The organism is Nonomuraea sp. NPDC050691 (assembly GCF_040654455.1).
Lineage (GTDB): Bacteria > Actinomycetota > Actinomycetes > Streptosporangiales > Streptosporangiaceae > Nonomuraea.
The window spans coordinates 14,703-31,241 of sequence record NZ_JBFAIA010000055.1; the positions used below are offsets into that span (position 1 = coordinate 14,703).

The window sequence follows — 16,539 nt, forward strand, 5'->3', positions numbered from 1 at the left end:
ACGGGGAGGATTGACAGGCCGTGCCGTTCACACCGAGCCACATCGCGGCGGTGCTTCCACTGGTGTCGTCGTCGCGCGTCCGCAAGGTGCTCGACCCGTGGGCGCTGGCCATCGGCGCCATGGTGCCCGACCTGCCGATCTTCCTGCCGTTCCTGCCCGACTACACCGACTGGCACTCGCTGCGCGGCGTGCTGACCATCGACCTCGCGGCCGTGCTCATCCTGCTCTTCCTGTTCCACGTGGTGATGCGGGATCCGCTGATCTCCCTTCTGCCGCCGGCGCTCGCCGGCCGCGCCGCCACCCTCCTGCCGTCGTGGCGCGGCTTCCGGTTGCTGCCCGTCGTCCTCGGGGCGGTGGCCGGCGCGGCCAGCCACGTCCTGTGGGACTCCTTCACCCACGCCCGCGGCCCGGAACGCTGGGGCCCCTGGCTGGAGGTGTCGGTCTTCGGCGTGATCAGGCTCTTCCGGCTGCTCCAGTACGGCTCGTCGGCCGTGGGCCTGGCCGTCGTCGTGTGGTGGGCCTGGCGCCGCCTGTCGCGGATCACCGCCGTCGCCCCGCCCGAGCGGCTCGTCATCCCGTCCGGGGTGCGCTTCTACGTCCTCGGCGCCGCCTCGGTCGGCACGATCGCCGGGGCGCTGCTGTGGCCCGTGGTCGACCCGCCGTCGCCCGAGCTCGGCCTGCCCAGCGTCATCACCAAGGTCGGCGCCGGCACCCTGGTCGGCCTCGGCCTGGTGCTCCTCTGCTACGCGGTGGTCTGGCAGGTCACACGGCTCATGGCAGTATCGGAACGTGCTTGAGTACGTGACCGACGCGGCGGACCTGCGCCTGGCCGACTACACCCGGCTGCGGGACGTGGAACTGCGCAAGAGCCTCGAAGCGGAGCGCGGCCTGTTCCTGGCCGAGGGGGAGAAGGTCATCCGGCGCGCGATCGGCGCCGGCTACCCGATCCGCTCCGTCCTGACCACGCGCCGCTGGCTGGAGTCCCTGGCGGACGTGCTCGGCGACGCGCTCGTGTACGTGGTCAGCGACGACACCATCTCGGGGATCGCCGGCTTCCAGGTCCATCGCGGCGCCCTGGCCTCGATGGCCCGCCTGCCGCTGCCTCCGATGGGGAGCGTCCTGGCGGGGAGCACGTCCGGTCGCGTCCTCGTCCTGGAGGACCTGGTCGACCACTCCAACGTCGGGGCGATTTTCAGGTGTGCCGCCGCGTTGGGGGTGGACGGGATCATCCTGTCGCCGCGGTGTGCTGATCCGTTGTACCGGCGGGCGGTGAAGGTGTCGATGGGGGCGGTGTTCTCGATCCCGTACGCGCGGATGGACGACTGGTTCACGGGGCTGGATCAGATTCGTGCCGCCGGTTTCCAGACGCTGGCCCTGACCCCCGACCAGTCGGTCACCCCGCTCGACGAGGTGAAGATGACCGACCGGGCTGCACTGCTGCTGGGGTCGGAGGGGGACGGGTTGTCGTCGCGGTGGCTGGAGGAGGCGGACGAGGCGGTGTGCATTCCGATGAGTGCCCGGGCGATGGAGGCGGGGGTGGACTCGCTCAATGTGGTGGCCGCCGCTGCCATTGCTTGCCACGGCCTGATGCGCGGTAGCCGCCAGATGAGTGGGGCCTGATCGAGCCCCATCTGCCGCTGGGCGAGCGAGGCCCGGTCCCGGATGTGCGGCCCTGCAGCGGTCTCCGGCGACAAGGCCTACGCGTCCCGCGCCAACCGCGCCTACCTGTGCAGGCCCGGCATCCGGGCGGTCATCCCAGAGAAGACGGATCAGGCTGCCCACCGCAACGCCGAAATGCCGACCCCGTGCCCCTGATCGGCCGCTTCATCGTAGGGGCGTGCCCGTTGCCCTCGTGGGGAACTCTTCGATGCCGAGTACCCGCAGCAGCTCCAGCCGCTCGCGGGTCTCGGCGTCCGCCGGGGTGAGCACCAGCAGCTGCTGACCCTGGTCGGGAGTGACCAGGGTCTCGCAGTCCATCGTCAGGCGGCCCACCCGCGGGTGCAGCATGGTCTTGCGGTCGGCGCGCCGGACCGCCACTTCGTGCTCGGCCCAGAGCCGGCGGAAGTCGGCGCTTGCGGCCTGCAAACGGTGGATGAGTCCGGCGACCGTGGGGTCGCCGGAGCGGCGGCCGGCGGCCGCGCGCAGGTCGGCCACGAGTTGCGCGGCGCGATGCTCCTGCTCCTCGGGCGGGCAAAGGGCGCGTGCGGCAGGCTCGGTGAACCATCGGTATACGAGGTAGCGCCGGTCGCCGGAGAAGCCGGTGTGGTCGCCCGTCAGCAGGACGGACGCCCTGTTCTGGGCCAGGACCTCGCCCAGGTCGGACAGCACCAGGGCCGGGGTGTCGCCGAGCAGGTCGAGCATGCGCATCAGGCCGGCGCGGGCCAGGCGGGCCACTCCGTCGGCGGGCGGGGGCCGGTGGCCGGCCAGGTGGAACAGGTGGTCGCGCTCGTCATCGGAGAAGCGCAACGCCCGGGCCAGCGCGCCGAGCAGCTGGGTCGAGGGCTGACTGCTGCGGCCCTGCTCGAGGCGTACGACATAGTCCACCGACATGCCGGCGAGCATCGCCACCTCTTCCCGGCGCAGGCCCATGGTGCGGCGGCGAGGGCCGTCGGCGAGGCCCACCTCGGCCGGGCGGATCGCCTGGCGGCGACGGCGCAGGAAGTCGGCGAGCTGGTCACGTTGCATGGTTTCATCCTGCCTCCCGGCCGGCGAGCCGAGCCAGGGAGCGGCTCTCCCACGATGAACGCTCCGCTCCCGCCCGTCCCGGCCCGGGCGCAGGGTGGGGACGACATCGAGAACGAGGGAGAACGTGATGCAGAGACGAACCCTGGGCCGGACCGGACCGGCCGTTTCCGCGCTGGGCCTGGGTGCGATGGGCATGTCGGGCGCTTACGGCACGGCCGACCGCGCGGAGAGCATCGCCACCGTGCACGCCGCGCTCGAGGCCGGTGTCACACTGATCGACACCGGCGACTTCTACGCCATGGGCCACAACGAGTTGCTGCTGGCCGAGGCGCTGCGCGACCGGGATCGCGACAGCTACCAGTTGAGCGTGAAGTTCGGCATGCTGCGGGGGCCGGGCCCCGAGTTCGGCGGGCATGACAGCCGTCCCGAGGCGGTGAAGAACTTCCTGGCCTACTCGCTGACCCGGCTGGGCACCGACCACATCGACATCTACCGTCCCGCCCGGCTGGACCCGGCGGTGCCGATCGAGGAGACGTTGGGCGCGATCAAGGAGATGATCGACGCAGGGTACGTGCGGCACATCGGCCTCTCGGAGGTCGATGCGGCGACGATCCGCCGCGCGCACGCCGTGCACCCGATCGCCGACCTGCAGATCGAGTACTCGCTGATCTCCCGCGCGGTGGAGGCGGACGTCCTGCCCACCCTGCGGGAGCTCGGCATCGGCCTGACCGCCTACGGCGTCCTCGGCCGCGGCCTCATCTCCGGGCACTGGAGGGCCGGCCATACCGCCGGCCCCGGCGACATCCGCGGCTTCAGCCCGCGCTTCTCCAGCGGGAACGTGGAACACAACCTCACCCTCGTGGAGGCCCTGCGCCGGGTCGCCGAGGCGAAAAGGTGCACCGTCGCCCAACTGGCCATCGCCTGGGTGGCCGCACAGGGCGAGGACATCGTGCCGCTGGCCGGCGCTCGCACCCGCGAGCGGCTGACCGAGGCGCTGCCCGCGATGGACCTGAACCTCACCGCGGACGACCTCGCCGACATCGAGAAGGCGGTGCCGCCGGGCGCGGCCCGCGGCGACCGATACCCGTCCGCGTTCATGTCCCACCTCGGCGTGGGCAACTGAGTCCGGCTCTCCGGCCGGGCCCGCTCCGGCGCGGGTTCCGCCGGAGTCGGCACCCTGGGCAATGAGGTTCTGTCCAGCAAGGCATGAGCCTGGGCAGGGCCACGGTAGAAAGCGACCGGCAAGGCCCTCATCGGGTGGCCTCCGGCCTGTGTGTTCGCACGCTGATGTCAGGCGCGGCGAGCGTGCCACGCGTCGCCGACGAGGGTCCAGGCATGACGCAGCGACGTGGGCTGGATATTCGACCGTCTTCCGGTACGGGCGTCGCCGAGGGCAATGGCCTGGGCAGTGGCCGTCGACCTTACTGGGTCGGGCACTACCCGGCCTTCATCGTTCCGCGCGTCAGGCGGCTGGGCCGGGGCAGCGTGCAGCCCGGGCGGGACAGGTCCAGCATTGAGCCGGGCGCCAGGCAGGCGGGCACGGCCGCGACCTGCTGGCCGTAACGAGCGCCCTTGCGCACCGTCACCTGGCCGGCCGCGTCGACTTCACACGGGTTGTTCTCCGTGCAGTTCTTCCCGTCGTCGTTGCTCGTGTTGTGCAGCCCGACCACGGTCTGCCCGTCCGGGGCAATCAGCGGTGACCCCGAGGCGCCGTGCCCTGGTTCGCAGGCGCTGGTGTACCTGAGCGCGTTCTCCTGCTCGTACCCGCCCTCACGCAGCCCCGGCACCACAGCCTTCACCGCGCAGCTCCAGCGGCGGCCCCAGTTGCCTGACAACAGGTCCACCCTGTCACCGGCCGCGGCAGGAGTTGTGGTCAGGGCGAAGACCTTGGCGCCGGCGGCGGCCAGCTCCGCGTAGGTCCGGTCCAGACGGTACAGGGCGACGTCGGTGCCAGTCATGGTCGCGTAGACCAGCCGGGTCGTCCCTGCCTCGACCTTGGGATAGCCCTCGCGGTCGATGATCGTGACCGGCTGGGCGTCCGGCTGATCGACCAGCGCCGACCTCGGCGCGGGGCGGGTGCCCTGGACGCAGTGGCCGTTTGTGAGGAGCAGGGCCGGATCCGCCGCCCGGGCGGTCACGGTGCGGACCACGGCGCCGGAACAGCCATCGAACTGCACGGCACCCTCCAGGGACGGCATGTGCGGTTCCGGCGGAACTGCGATGCCCGTGACGATGCCCTGGATCCACTTCCGATACACCGACACGTCGCTGTATACGGTCGGTGTGTCGTTGCCGTTGCTGCCGCTGACCGCTCCGGCCAGCAGCCAGTGGGCGCCGCGGCGGACCAGCGCCGGGCCACCGGAATCCATGTTGGTGGCCGAGATGCTTCCGTCTGGGCTGCCCACGCACAGCTCACGCTCCGCGGCGATACCGCTCACTTCACATTTCGAGTCCGGCTGCACCACGGTGTCGGCCTCGCGCAGGCGGTCCGGGTAGCACTTCGGCTCGCGCTGGTCACAGGTCACGCCCCAGCCGATGATGCGGGTTGCGGTTCGGTCGGCCGGCGTGGCCGGCGCGATCCGCGCCGGCTTCGCCCGAACCGGGGTGCGCAGGTGCAGCAGCGCTAGATCCTTGCCGTAGACCTCGGTGGAGTACCGATAGAACTTGTCGACCTCGGCCAGTTCACCGCCGGAGGTCACGCTCAGGGAGCCGATGCGCACCCGCCAGCCCCGAGGGGTGCCGACCTGAGCCTGATTGGGCGTGCGGGCGCAGTGGCTCGCGGTGACCACCCACTGCGGCGCGATCAGCGTGACTCCGCAGACATGGCCGTCCGCGCGCGGAGATTCGGCGCGCTGTAACGAGCCCATGAACGAGTACGGCCGCACTGACTCGACGCCACCGCGCAGGGCGTACGACGGAGTCGCGGTCGCCGCCAGCGCGGCCAGCGCCACGGGAACGACGAGAAGGGAACGAAAACGCATGGAGAAGGCCGCGAGTGCGACCTGAGTACGAGGAAGGCTGAGTCTGTTTGGCATGGTTCAGCCACCCTGCGCGGTACAGGCGTCCATGCTGTCGCGGTCGCGTATCGGCGGCCGCTTGGACGCGTATGGGGTGTGTATCAGCGCCCAGCCGCCAATCGCCCAGCTTCAGAAGCCATTGGGTGTGACAGGCCGCCACGATCGCGATGACCGCCGTATACGGCGGACCGGCGCGCATTGATTCACGGCTGATACACAGCTGAGCCGTGGTGGAGGTCCGGCATCGACAACATGGACACGACATCGCGTGGGGTGACCGAGACGCCCTTTCCCGGTGCACCGGTCTCCGCAGGGGCCGACGATGTCTTCGTACGCCCACAAAGAGAGTCCTTGTATTGTCTCTCATTAGCTATCAACCGTATTCGGGGAGCAATGTCGGTTTCGGATGTCGGTAGCAGACCGTCGCCCCCTGTCACCGTACTGCTCGTCGAGGACGACGAGGTGATCCGCAAGACGATCGGGCTGGCGCTGGAGCGCTACGGCTATCGCGTGAGCACGGCGGGCGACGGTCTGACCGGCCTCGAACTGTTCAGGGAGCAACGGCACGACGTGCTGCTGCTGGACGTGATGCTGCCAGGGCTGGACGGCATCGGGCTGTGCCGGAAGGTCAGGGAGTCCAGCATGGACCCGATCCTGATGATGTCCGCGCGTGGTGACGCCCTGGACGTGGTGTCGGGTCTGGAGGCGGGAGCCGATGACTACGTCGTCAAGCCGGTCGACACCTCCGTACTGGTTGCCAGGATCCGTTCCCTGCTGCGCCGAGCCTTTTTCGCCCCAGGCCCTGAGCGCACTCCCGAGCCCGCTCCCGGCGGTGCCAACGATTTGGTCTTCGGGGACCTGACCATCGATCCACAGGGTCTGGAAGTACACCGGGCCGGTGAACCGGTCGCGCTGGCCCCCACCGAGTTGCGCCTGCTGCTGGAGTTCGCGGCGAATCCAGGGATCGTGCTGGACCGGCGGACACTGCTGCGTAACGTCTGGGACTACGGCTGGGACGGGGACAGCCGCGTCGTCGACCTGTGTGTGCAGCGGCTGCGCAAGAAGATCGGACCCGACCGTATCGAGACGGTCCGCGGCTTCGGCTACAAGCTGCGGCGCTGATGGGACCCGCCATCGCCCGGACGGCACGTGGGCTGCTGAACTGGAGGTCGCTACGCTGGAAGATCGCCGCGCTGGTGGCCATGGCGTCCTGCGCGGTCGCGCTGGCCCTCGGAGTGCTGGTCCACCAGAGCACCTTTGAGCGTTCCATGAGCCTGGGCAGGAACCGGGCCTTCAGCGAACTGCTGGTCGTGGTGGACGACTACCGGCGTACGGGCAGGACGCCGGCTCATGCGAACCCCGCGGAGATTCCGCCCGTGCTGCTCCAGCAGGCGAGGAGCACGGGGCAGTACATCACCTGGTACGACGATCGTCAGCCGGACATCCCCTGGATGTGGGCGGTGCAGTCAGTCGGCGGCCAGGCGGTGGCCGTGAAGATCGACATGGGGCCCGAGATCCGCAGCCTGCGGGCCCTGGACCGGCACATCGTGATGGCCTCTCTGGCCGTGCTCGCCGTTGTCGTGCTCCTGGGGACGTTGGCCGCAGAGTTGCCCAACCGGCGGCTGAGGCGGGTGGCCCGTACCGCGCGGCGTATCGCGGACGGCGATCTGGAAGCCCGGAGCATGGTAGGCCGGGGCGGCGACGAGATCAGCGATATCTCGGCCACCGTCGACTCGATGGCCGACAGTTTGCGGGACCGGCTGCTCACTGAACAGCGCTTCACCGCCGATGTCGCCCATGAGCTGCGTACCCCGCTGATGGGCCTGGTCATCTCGGCCGAACTGCTCCCGGCGAGCGAGGCGACCGAACTGGTCAGAGGTCGGGTGCGGGTGCTGCGAACGCTCGTGGAGGACCTGCTGGAGATCTCCCGCCTCGACGCGGGCGCGGAGCGGGCCGATCGCGCTCTGGTGCCACTGGGCCAGGTCGTCGAGGAGTCCGTAGGCCGGACGGGACTGCAGGTCCAGCTGACGGTGACCGGGGATCCAGCCGCCGACACCGATGCGCGCCGCCTCGACCGGATCATCGCCAACCTGGTCGCCAACGCCCACCGCCATGGACGCTCTCCGGTCGAGGTCACCGTGAACGACACGGCGATCGTCGTACGCGACCACGGCCCCGGATTCCCCGACGAACTGCTGGCAGACGGACCACAGCGCTTCCGCACCGGCGCGGCCGAACGCGGCCGGGGCCACGGCCTTGGCCTGACCATCGCCCTTGGCCAGGCCAAGGTGATCGGCGCCCGGCTCGCCTTCGCCAACGCTCCGGACGGCGGCGCGATCGCCGCGCTTCACCTGCGAGGCAATACCAGCGCGCCGGCGTCGTTCCACTCGGCCAGGCGCCGCGGGCGCGTCATGCCCGAGCCGTAGCCGAGCTGTTGCGGAAGGCGATGCCGGCGGCCTGCCCGTGCGCGCTCCGCTGTACGGTCTTGTCCGGATAACTCCGGACGCGTTCCGTCCCGGCCGGTGCCTCGCTGATCGTCGATCTGACGAAAGGAGCACAACGTGCTGGCAGTCGGCCGTACATCACGTTGGGCCGCGGGCTTCGCCGCGGCACTGGCACTGGTTCTGGCGCTACCCACCGGCGCGTGGGCAGCGGTGGGCGACATCGGTTTCGTCCGGACGATCTCCTCCAACGTGCCCGGAACCGTGGACATCGGCCCGGTCAACCCGCTCGACTGGGCGTCCGCGGCGACGATGCGTCCCAACGGCGACACCGTCTACGTCGTGGCCGGCGGCGACGGAGGGAGCGGCACGGCCATGCCGGCGATCTCCTCCTTCCGCCGGGCCGCGGACGACAGGCTGACCCTCACCGGCTGCATGGGCGGCGTCACGGGCTGCCAGCCGACGAAGGTGGGCGGCGTGACGCTCCCCGACCGCCTGCGCGGAGCCAGCTCCGTGGTGGCCGTCGGCACCCACGTGTACGCCTCCACCCCCGCGGCCGTGGTCGGGTTCAAGACGAAGACCAACGGCGACCTCGACACCGACTTCTGCGCCTGGGACTTCAACTGCGGCGACGTCGACGTCCTGCCCGGGCTCACCCCCTGGTCCACCGCCGACCACGCGCTGACCGCGACCGCCGACGGCCGCGACCTGTACCTGTACGCGGCCGGATCCGGCAAGGGCGCGGTCTACCACCTGCGCCGTGACGACCCCACCGGCCGCCTGACCTTCCGCGGTTGCATCGGCGAGGCGATGCCCGGCTGTACCGCGATCGGCCGTACCGGCGTCATGACCTCCTCGGGCGACACCGTGCTGAGCGCCGACGGGCGCAGTCTCTACATCGTGGCCAGGAGCCCCGGCTCGGTGACGCATTTCCGCCGGGACCTGGCCACCGGTTCGCTGGCGGAGGCGGGCTGCGTCTCCCAGACGGGCACGAGCGGCTGCAACGTCCCCGCCACCAGTGGCTTGGCCGGCATCACCAGGGGCGCCATCACGGCGGCCGGCGACAGCCTGTACGTCTCCGGTCCGGGCGGCGTCAGCCACCTGCGCCGCATCGCGAGCACCGGGGACCTCGCCTACGCGGGGTGCATCGGCGTGGCAGCAGGGTGCCGGGCCGACGGGCCACGGGGAGCGTACGTGGACGTGGCCGTCTCCGCCGACGGCGGGAGCGTCTACGGCAGCACCCAGGGCCCGTCGTTCGCGTGGGGCGCGGCCACCCACCTGCGCCGTTCCCCCAACGGTGACCTCACCTACGCGGGGTGCGCCGGAGAGGGCCTGCCCGCCATGTGCAGAGAGATCGGGCCGACGGGCGTGATGAACCACGCCGGCCCGCTTCTCGCGCCTGGCTCGCGGGTGCTCTACAGCCTGGGCGTGCACTGGCGCGGGGCCTTGACCCAGTTCGTGCGCCAGACCTCGTAGGCACGGCGCGGCCCCGCCCGGGGGCGGGGTGACGAGGATGGCCAGACGCTCGGCCGGGGTCCGGCCGAGCGTCTGTGGTCTGGTCCGTGCCGGGTGACCCGTCACCTGCCGCCCTGCCGTGGGGGGCCGTAGAAGGTCCGGGGGCTACCGGCAGGGTGGCCGGAACGCCGGTCCCGGCAGGTGGCGGGCCCATTCGGCGGACGTGATGCGCGGGTGGGCGAGCGCGCACACCTGGGCGGCGACGCGGCCGGGATCGAGGTCCCAGAGCCGGACGGTGGAGTCGTCGGCGCCGGTGACGAGCGTGCGCCCGTCGGGGGCCGCGGCCACGGCGTTGAGCACGTCGGTGTGCCCGCTCAGGGTGACGGGCGGGCCGGGGGCGCGCGGGTCACGCACGTCCCAGATCCGCAGGACGCGGTCGGCTCCCGCCGTGGCCAGGGTGCGGCCGTCGGCCGCTCGCCTTCGTCGGCGCACGCGCTGAAGACCTCCTCGAACTGGTCGACGACCAGCACGGGCGCCGGATCGTCCGGTGCGGGACGCATCCCCGCGACCAGACTCGCCGCGTCGGCGCCGGACGGTCGGGCGGGTGTCAGCCGGGCGGCCAGCTCGCTCATCGGATGGGCGCCCGGCGTGAGCAGCGGCTCCGGCCACAGCGCCACCCCCGGCACCCGTCCGGCCGAGAGGGCGGGGATCAGACCGGCCCGCAGCAGCGACGACTTGCCCGCCCCGGACGCCCCCACGACCACCTGCACGCCGCCGCCCGCGGCCCGCAGCCCGTCGATCCGGTCGAGCAGCAGGCTCGTCAGGGTTTCGCGCCCGAAGAACCAGGCGGCGTCCTCGGGCCCGAAGCTCGCCAGCCCCTTGTACGGCTCGGCTCCGGCCGGACGGCGACCAGGTGCCCGCCGAACCCGGAGCCAGGCACGTAACCACTGCTCGACCGTGTCGGGATCGTCCGCGCCGCACGTGTTGAGCAGCCGTACCAGCAGGTCGCGCAGGGCCGTGGACGGCAGCCCTCGTCCGGCGAACCAGTCGCCGATCGTGCTGTGCGCGCCGCCGACGCCGATCTTGACCGCCACCTGCCGGACGGTCATTCCCGATCGTTCGCGCAGCAGCGTCAGCTCCCGCGCGAAGTCCTGCCGGGTACGGATCCGCCCGGGGTCCGGCAGATCCGGCTCGCCTTCGACCACGCCCGTCATCTCCCCTCCTGCCCCACTTGCGAGCAGCCACCACGTTACGGTCGGTGAGACCTCGCCCGCGTCCGTGTGGCCGGTAGTTGACACGGGAGGTTCCCCTCTCTGCTTCTGCGCCACCTCCCTGCGTCGGGCGGCGTCCTGGTGCGGGTGGGGCGTGGTGCCGGCCACCCAGCGGCGGTTGCCTTCGCGCAGGGTCGCCCACGCCTGATCCGGAGTGGAGGGCCGCTGGTCCGGCGCGGTGTCGTTCGACGATCACATCCAACGGCCGGATCGCGCGGCGGTGTCGTGGCGATCGAGCTCAGAAGATTCCGCGAATTCGTGCGCCTCGGATGTCGAGAACGTCCGGCCGGCTCCGTCCCAGGGGCACGAGCGGCCAGGACGTGTCGCTCGGCGACGCCGACGAAGGAGCGATCACCATGCGACCGACCGAGATCACCGAGATCCTGAGCCGGCCGATCAGCCAGGAGCTGCTGGCCCGCGACCTGACCCGCCTGGCCTACGTCGCCAAGGACGGCACGCCGCGCTGCATCCCGATCGCCTTCACCTGGAACGGCTCGGAGATCGTCATGTGCACCACGAAGAACGCCCCGAAGCTCGCCGCACTGCGCGAGAACCCGATGGTTGCCCTGACCATCGACACCGAGGTCCACCCGCCGAAGATCCTGCTCATCCGCGGGCGGGTCGAGCTGGACGTCGTCGACGGCATCCCGGACGAGTATCTCCAGATGAACGGCAGCTACGACATGACAGCCGAGCAGCGCATCGAGTGGGAGGCGGAGGTCCGCTCGCTCTACGACGGCATGGTCCGGATCGTCCTCACCCCGACCTGGGCGAAACTCATCGACTTCGAAACCACCCTTCCCTCCGCGGTCGAGGAGCTGGTCCGGCAGCGGGCCGAACGTCAGCGAGCCTGAGATCCAACCACTCCGGGGAAGAGGACTTCGCCGCGCGGCTCGAGCCCGCAGGCGAGCCGCCGACCGGTCCGGTGCCGGCGCGGACGTGGTGCGGCCGGGTCAGTCCTCCTTCGGCTGGGTGCGGCGGGCGTAGGCGCGAGCGGCGCGGGCGCGGTCGCCGCAGCGGACGGAGCACCAATGGCGGCGGCCGTGACGCAGCAGGTAGCGGTTGCACGGGGTGGAACGGCACGGGGTCAGGCGGTCGGCGTCGGGGCCGGTGAGGAGGTCGGCCGCGTTGGCCGCGAGTGTCGCGAGCGCGCGGTCGAGGATCTCGTTGGTGGGGCACGGCGTCGTGCGATAGGGGCCGCGTTTGTCGTCCCAGTACAGCAGGGCGGCGGAAGGGGCCCTGCTCAGCGCGTCGTTGACGGCGGACAGGGCCGCGGGCAGGGCGGGCAGGCCACCGGCCCGGGCGGCGAACAGGACCCTCAGGTGTTCGCGCAGCGAGCGCAACTGCGCCGCGCACATCTCCTGGACCCCGGCGTCCTCGGGGGCGAGGCCGCGCTCCGTGAGCCACCGGTTGGTCGCCCCCGGCGTGCCGAGGAGATCGACGAAGTGCCCTCCGGGCAGCGCGATCGCGCTGTTGACGAAGTCGAGGGCGAGGTAGTCGTCCGCGCCGGGCGCGGGCGGCGGCACGGACTCGGCGGTCAGGAGCTCGCTCATGGCTCTCATGGTACGGCTTGCATTCATCCGTGAGACACCGCTACCGTCCTTCACGGATAATCCCCTTCTCATCCGTGAGGTCATTCCTGTGCCCGGTACCACCGCTGCCCAGATCCCCGTCCGCGTTCTCGGCGGCCCGACCGCCCTCTTCGAGTACGGCGGCCTGCGCTTCCTGACCGACCCGACCTTCGACGCCCCCGGCCACTACCAGGTGCCCGGCGGCGCGCTGACGAAGACGGCGCCACCCGCCGCCGTACCGGCCGACCTCGGCCGCGTCGACGTGGTCCTGCTCTCGCACGACGAACACCCCGACAACCTCGACCACTCCGGCCGCGCCCTGCTCGCCGACATCCCCCTCACCCTCACCACGCCCGGCGGCGGGCGACGCCTGGGGAACGGGGCCAGGGGCCTGGCCGACTGGGAGCCGATCACCCTGGACCGCCCCGGAGGCGGCACGGTCACCGTCACCGGTGTACCCGCCATTCACGGGCCCGGCCCCCGCGAGGAGGTCGAGCGGATCACCGGCGAGGTCGTCGGATTCGTCCTGACCGGTGAGGGCCTGCCCACGGTCTACGTCAGCGGCGACAACGCCTCGCTCGACGCGGTCAAGCAGATCGCCGGACGCTTCGGCCCGATCGACACCGCGATCCTCTTCGCCGGGGCTCCCCGCTTCTCCGTCCTGTTCGACGGCGCGCTGATCGTCCTCGACAGCGCGCAGGCCGCCGAAGCGTGCGCGATCCTCGGCGCCCGCCGCGTGATCCCCGTCCACTACGACGGCTGGGCCCACTTCAGCGAGGGCCGGGACGAGCTGGTGGCCGCCTTCGCCGCCGCCGGCCTGGCCGGCCACCTGGACCTGGGCGACCGTACGTGAGGAGCGTCGTGCCTGCCCGGACCGCTGACCCCCCGCGCCTTCGGCCGCAGAGCCGCGTCCTGATCGTCCTGGTCGCCGCCCAGGTCCTCAGCGGGGCCGGGCTGGCGGCGGGCGTGACCGTCGGCGCCCTGCTCGCGCAGGACATGCTCGGCTCCACCAGCCTCGCCGGCCTGCTCAGCGCGCTGTCCACGGCCGGTTCCGCGCTGGCGGCCGTCGCCGTGGGGCGCCTGTCCGACGCGCGCGGCCGGCGGCCCGGCCTCGCCGCCGGCTACCTGGCAGGCGCGGCCGGCAGTTCGGGCGTCATCGCCGCAGCCGTCGCAGGCGAGCCCGTACTGCTGTTCGCCGCGATGTTCGTCTACGGCGCGGGCACCGCCACCAACCTGCAGGCCCGCTACGCCGGTGCCGATCTGGCGGCCCCCGCGCACCGCGCCCGCGCCGTGTCCACCGTGCTGGTCGCCACCACGCTGGGCGGGGTGGCCGGCCCCAATCTCACCTCCGCCACGGCCGACCTCGCCGGCGTCCTCGGCATCCCGTACCTGGCCGGGCCGTTCCTGCTCGCCGGCGCCGCCTACGCGACGGCTGCCCTGATCCTGATCGTCTGGCTGCGCCCCGACCCGCTGCTCCTGTCCCGCACCGCCCCGCCCCCCGCGGAACCGGACCGGCCGCACCCGGAAGTGCGCCGTCCCGGTGTGCTGGCCGGCACGCTGGTCATGGTCTTCTCCCAGCTCGTCATGGTCGCGATCATGACGATGACACCCGTGCACATGCACGGCAACGGCCACGGCGCCGCCGCCTCCGGCCTCGTCATCGCCATCCACATCGGCGCGATGTACCTGCCCTCGCCGGTGACGGGCTGGCTCGTCGACCGTTACGGCCGCCTCATGACGGCCACCGCCTCCGCGCTGGCCCTGCTCGCCGCCGGAATCGTCGCCGCCACCGCCCCGGGCGGATCCGTCGCCGCGTACGCGCTGGCCCTGGCGCTGCTGGGCCTGGGCTGGAACCTCGGCCTCGTCACCGGCACCGCGATCATCACCGAAACCGTGCCGCCGGCCACCCGCGCCAGGACCCAGGGGCTGGTCGACGTCTCCGTCGCCATCGCGGGCGCGACCGGCGGCATGGCCTCGGGCCTCGTCACGGCCACCGCCGGCTACCCTCTCCTGACCCTGGGCGGCGGCATCCTGGCGCTGGCCATCGTCCCAGCGGTGATCACGACAGCCCGCGGCCGATGACGAAGGAACAGACGTACGGGTACCGCCCACGGGCCCGGCTGCGGCAGAGTCTCTGAGGAGCAACCCGCCACGTGGACACCCCTACCAGCAGACAGGATCGCGACGTGCAACTGCCTCCGTTCTTGATCGAGCGCATGTTCGCCGAGCACGAGTTCACGTGCCGGGTGAACCTGACCGGATCGGACACCGAAGGACTGTCGCTGGATGCGCTGTGGGAGGTCGCCCCCGAGGACACGCGTCGGTGGTACGAGTCCCTGACGCTGGGCTACACCGAATCCCCGGGCCACCCGTTGCTGAGGGAGCTGGCGGCCCAGTCCTCCGGTCTGCCGTCGGGGTCGGCGGCGCAGATCTTCGCCGGCGCCACCGAGGCGGTGTTCGTCCTCCTCAACGCCGTCCTCAGCCCCGGGGACCACGTGGTGGTGATCGGCCCCACGTACCAGCTGCTGATCGATGTGCCACGTGCGATCGGGGCGGAGGTGACCGAGATCCGCCTCCGGCGGGAGGACGATTGGCGCCTGGACGTGGACGAGGTCAGGCGCGCCCTGCGGCCGGACACCCGGCTGCTCGTGGCGAACTTTCCCCACAACCCCACGGGAGCATTGCCGGAAGCGCCGGTCTTCGAGGAGCTCGTGGGCCTGGTGGACGGCACCGAGACCCTCCTGCTGAGCGACGAGATCTACCGAGGCATCGAGCTGGAGCCGCAGCGCCGGCTCCCGCCCGCGGCGGCGCTGACGCCCAACGCGATCTCGGTCGCGGGCGTGTCCAAGGTGTTCGGCATGGCCGGAGTCCGGATCGGCTGGACGGTCACGCGGAACGCGGCGGTGACGGCGCGCCTGCTGGACTACCGCTACTGGACGACGCTGGCCACGAGCGCACCGAGCGAGGTCCTCGCCGTCGCGGGCCTGCAGGCGGCTCCCGCGCTCATGGATCGCGCCAACAGCCTGGTCCGCGCCAACGCAGCCGCGCTGGCCTCGTTCGTGGAGTCCACGCCCGGGTGGGACTGGGTGCCCCCCGTGGGCGGGACGTGCGCCTACCCGTGGCTGACGGCGACGGAGGCGCGGGCGTTCTCCGAGTGGCTGGTCGGCCGTCACGGTGTGCTGCTGGCCCCCGACGTGATGTTCCAGCACGCTGGACAGCACCTGCGATTCGGCATGGGCAGGGTGCTGTTCCCCGAGGGGATGGCCGCGCTCGCCCGAGCCTGGCCGGAATGGCAGCTTGGAGGCTCCTGACGGCGGTGCGTCGCCACGGGGCACTAGCTGGTGGCGCGCCAGGTGAGGGAGAGGCCGGTCGCGGCGCGTTCGGTGCGGATCTCCATCATGGTGCCCAGGATGGTGGCATGGTCGGACACGACGGGAACGGCGTCGGGCGTGTAGGTGATCCGGGTGCTGACGAGCACGGCACTGCCCTCGGGCTCGTGAAGGCGGCGCGCGGCGGCGGGGTCGAGCAGGCCGGGCCGGACCACCTCGGAGGCCCGGGCGACCGCCACTCCCGCTTCGGCGAGCGCCGTGTAGAGGGAGACGGCGGTGAAGTCGCGGTCGCGGATCTGGCCGGCCACCGGCTGGCGGACCCAGGACACCTGGTGGACGGCGGGACGGCCCGCGAACTCGCGGACCCGCTCCAGCCGCAGGGCGGTGTCGCCGGGACGCAGCCGCAGCTCCGCGGCGATGCGGGCGGGGGCCCGGCGCATCGCCCGCCCGGCCACCACGGTGCGCACGTCGTGGCCCTGTTCCCGCAGGTCGTCGGCCAGACTGCGGAGCGAGCCGAGCTGGTACGCCAGGTGGGGCGGGGCCACGAACGTGCCCTTGCCGGGCCGCTGCACGATCAGCCTCTCGTCGCTGAGCATCCGCAACGCCTGGCGCAGCGTCATGAGGGTCACCCCGTAGGAGGCGCTCAGCTCCCGTTGCGGGGGCAGGGCCTCGCCGGGGGCGTAGTGTCCCGACCGGATCTTCGCGGCGAGGTCGGCGGCGATGGCGCGGTATCTCGCCTCGTGCCCGGCGTCGGGGGTCATCGTGGTGCG

At 71.9% G+C, this 16,539-nt stretch carries 16 protein-coding genes and 1 pseudogene; 11 read left to right on the forward strand and 6 right to left on the reverse strand.

The window, feature by feature from the left end; genetic code table 11:
- Positions 1-20 precede the first annotated feature (20 nt).
- The 3 genes and pseudogenes from AB0H81_RS21010 to AB0H81_RS21020 form a co-directional block, all read left to right on the forward strand.
- Positions 21-797 carry a DUF4184 family protein gene (locus AB0H81_RS21010; protein WP_358376889.1) on the forward strand — a complete coding sequence of 259 codons (777 nt, stop codon included), beginning with the start codon at positions 21-23 and terminating at the stop codon, positions 795-797.
- Positions 790-1,620, forward strand: a complete 831-nt coding sequence (locus tag AB0H81_RS21015; RefSeq protein WP_358376892.1) for an RNA methyltransferase — start codon at positions 790-792, stop codon at positions 1,618-1,620. Before AB0H81_RS21010 ends, AB0H81_RS21015 begins: the two co-directional genes overlap by 8 nt.
- Before the next feature lie 33 nt (positions 1,621-1,653).
- Positions 1,654-1,785 (forward strand): annotated as a pseudogene (locus tag AB0H81_RS21020) (IS5/IS1182 family transposase); the annotation flags it as partial.
- Between the two features lie 39 nt (positions 1,786-1,824).
- Here the strand turns inward: AB0H81_RS21020 and AB0H81_RS21025 are convergent.
- The gene (locus tag AB0H81_RS21025; protein ID WP_358376895.1) at positions 1,825-2,685 is read right to left on the reverse strand and encodes a helix-turn-helix transcriptional regulator; all 861 of its coding nucleotides are present in this window, start codon (positions 2,683-2,685) and stop codon (positions 1,825-1,827) included.
- A gap of 127 nt (positions 2,686-2,812) precedes the next feature.
- On the opposite strand from AB0H81_RS21025, the gene AB0H81_RS21030 reads away from it, so the two are divergent.
- Complete coding sequence (locus AB0H81_RS21030; RefSeq protein ID WP_358376898.1) at positions 2,813-3,808, forward strand: aldo/keto reductase; 996 nt, start codon at positions 2,813-2,815, stop codon at positions 3,806-3,808.
- Between the two features lie 313 nt (positions 3,809-4,121).
- Here the strand turns inward: AB0H81_RS21030 and AB0H81_RS21035 are convergent, their stop codons facing one another.
- On the reverse strand, positions 4,122-5,636 hold the full coding sequence (locus AB0H81_RS21035) for a trypsin-like serine protease (protein WP_358376901.1): 1,515 nt from the start codon (positions 5,634-5,636) through the stop codon (positions 4,122-4,124).
- Positions 5,637-6,095: 459 nt separating this feature from the next.
- Between AB0H81_RS21035 and cseB the strand changes: the two genes are divergently transcribed.
- The 3 genes from cseB (at position 6,096) to AB0H81_RS21050 (ending at position 9,619) form a co-directional block, all read left to right on the forward strand.
- Entirely contained in the window at positions 6,096-6,824 is a 729-nt protein-coding gene (cseB, locus tag AB0H81_RS21040; protein ID WP_358376904.1) for a two-component system response regulator CseB, read from the forward strand.
- Between the two features lie 80 nt (positions 6,825-6,904).
- Positions 6,905-8,128, forward strand: a complete 1,224-nt coding sequence (locus AB0H81_RS21045; protein ID WP_358376967.1) for a HAMP domain-containing sensor histidine kinase — start codon at positions 6,905-6,907, stop codon at positions 8,126-8,128.
- Between the two features lie 135 nt (positions 8,129-8,263).
- The gene (locus AB0H81_RS21050; protein ID WP_358376907.1) at positions 8,264-9,619 is read left to right on the forward strand and encodes a hypothetical protein; all 1,356 of its coding nucleotides are present in this window, start codon (positions 8,264-8,266) and stop codon (positions 9,617-9,619) included.
- Positions 9,620-9,763: 144 nt separating this feature from the next.
- Here the strand turns inward: AB0H81_RS21050 and AB0H81_RS21055 are convergent, their stop codons facing one another.
- Positions 9,764-10,012 carry a hypothetical protein gene (locus tag AB0H81_RS21055; protein ID WP_358376910.1) on the reverse strand — a complete coding sequence of 83 codons (249 nt, stop codon included), beginning with the start codon at positions 10,010-10,012 and terminating at the stop codon, positions 9,764-9,766.
- A complete protein-coding gene (locus AB0H81_RS21060; RefSeq protein ID WP_358376913.1) occupies positions 9,973-10,812 on the reverse strand; it encodes a helix-turn-helix transcriptional regulator in 840 nt (279 codons plus the stop codon). Before AB0H81_RS21060 ends, AB0H81_RS21055 begins: the two co-directional genes overlap by 40 nt.
- A gap of 413 nt (positions 10,813-11,225) precedes the next feature.
- Between AB0H81_RS21060 and AB0H81_RS21065 the strand changes: the two genes are divergently transcribed.
- Entirely contained in the window at positions 11,226-11,723 is a 498-nt protein-coding gene (locus tag AB0H81_RS21065) for a pyridoxamine 5'-phosphate oxidase family protein (RefSeq protein ID WP_358376915.1), read from the forward strand.
- A 99-nt stretch (positions 11,724-11,822) separates the two neighbouring features.
- Here AB0H81_RS21065 and AB0H81_RS21070 read toward each other — a convergent pair whose 3' ends face one another.
- Positions 11,823-12,422: an ABATE domain-containing protein gene (locus tag AB0H81_RS21070; RefSeq protein ID WP_358376918.1), complete on the reverse strand. Its 600-nt coding sequence runs from the start codon at positions 12,420-12,422 to the stop codon at positions 11,823-11,825.
- 88 nt (positions 12,423-12,510) lie between these two features.
- On the opposite strand from AB0H81_RS21070, the gene AB0H81_RS21075 reads away from it, so the two are divergent.
- The 3 genes from AB0H81_RS21075 to AB0H81_RS21085 all read left to right on the forward strand — a co-directional run bounded on the left by AB0H81_RS21075 (position 12,511) and on the right by AB0H81_RS21085 (position 15,751).
- Positions 12,511-13,293, forward strand: a complete 783-nt coding sequence (locus AB0H81_RS21075) for an MBL fold metallo-hydrolase (RefSeq protein WP_358376920.1) — start codon at positions 12,511-12,513, stop codon at positions 13,291-13,293.
- 8 nt (positions 13,294-13,301) lie between these two features.
- Entirely contained in the window at positions 13,302-14,522 is a 1,221-nt protein-coding gene (locus tag AB0H81_RS21080; protein WP_358376923.1) for an MFS transporter, read from the forward strand.
- A 104-nt stretch (positions 14,523-14,626) separates the two neighbouring features.
- Positions 14,627-15,751, forward strand: a complete 1,125-nt coding sequence (locus AB0H81_RS21085) for an aminotransferase class I/II-fold pyridoxal phosphate-dependent enzyme (protein ID WP_358376926.1) — start codon at positions 14,627-14,629, stop codon at positions 15,749-15,751.
- A 23-nt stretch (positions 15,752-15,774) separates the two neighbouring features.
- Here AB0H81_RS21085 and AB0H81_RS21090 read toward each other — a convergent pair whose 3' ends face one another.
- A complete protein-coding gene (locus tag AB0H81_RS21090) occupies positions 15,775-16,530 on the reverse strand; it encodes a GntR family transcriptional regulator (RefSeq protein WP_358376929.1) in 756 nt (251 codons plus the stop codon).
- Positions 16,531-16,539: the final 9 nt, after the last annotated feature.

What these genes read in the sequence shown, in the direction of transcription:
- AB0H81_RS21025 (WP_358376895.1), bottom strand. Translation starts at nt 2,685, where the DNA reads ATGCAACGTGACCAGCTCGCCGACTTCCTGCGCCGTCGCCGCCAGGCG.
- AB0H81_RS21030 (WP_358376898.1), top strand. Translation starts at nt 2,813, where the DNA reads ATGCAGAGACGAACCCTGGGCCGGACCGGACCGGCCGTTTCCGCGCTG.
- cseB (WP_358376904.1), top strand. Translation starts at nt 6,096, where the DNA reads ATGTCGGTTTCGGATGTCGGTAGCAGACCGTCGCCCCCTGTCACCGTA.
- AB0H81_RS21045 (WP_358376967.1), top strand. Translation starts at nt 6,905, where the DNA reads ATGGCGTCCTGCGCGGTCGCGCTGGCCCTCGGAGTGCTGGTCCACCAG.
- AB0H81_RS21060 (WP_358376913.1), bottom strand. Translation starts at nt 10,812, where the DNA reads ATGACGGGCGTGGTCGAAGGCGAGCCGGATCTGCCGGACCCCGGGCGG.
- AB0H81_RS21065 (WP_358376915.1), top strand. Translation starts at nt 11,226, where the DNA reads ATGCGACCGACCGAGATCACCGAGATCCTGAGCCGGCCGATCAGCCAG.
- AB0H81_RS21070 (WP_358376918.1), bottom strand. Translation starts at nt 12,422, where the DNA reads ATGAGCGAGCTCCTGACCGCCGAGTCCGTGCCGCCGCCCGCGCCCGGC.
- AB0H81_RS21090 (WP_358376929.1), bottom strand. Translation starts at nt 16,530, where the DNA reads ATGACCCCCGACGCCGGGCACGAGGCGAGATACCGCGCCATCGCCGCC.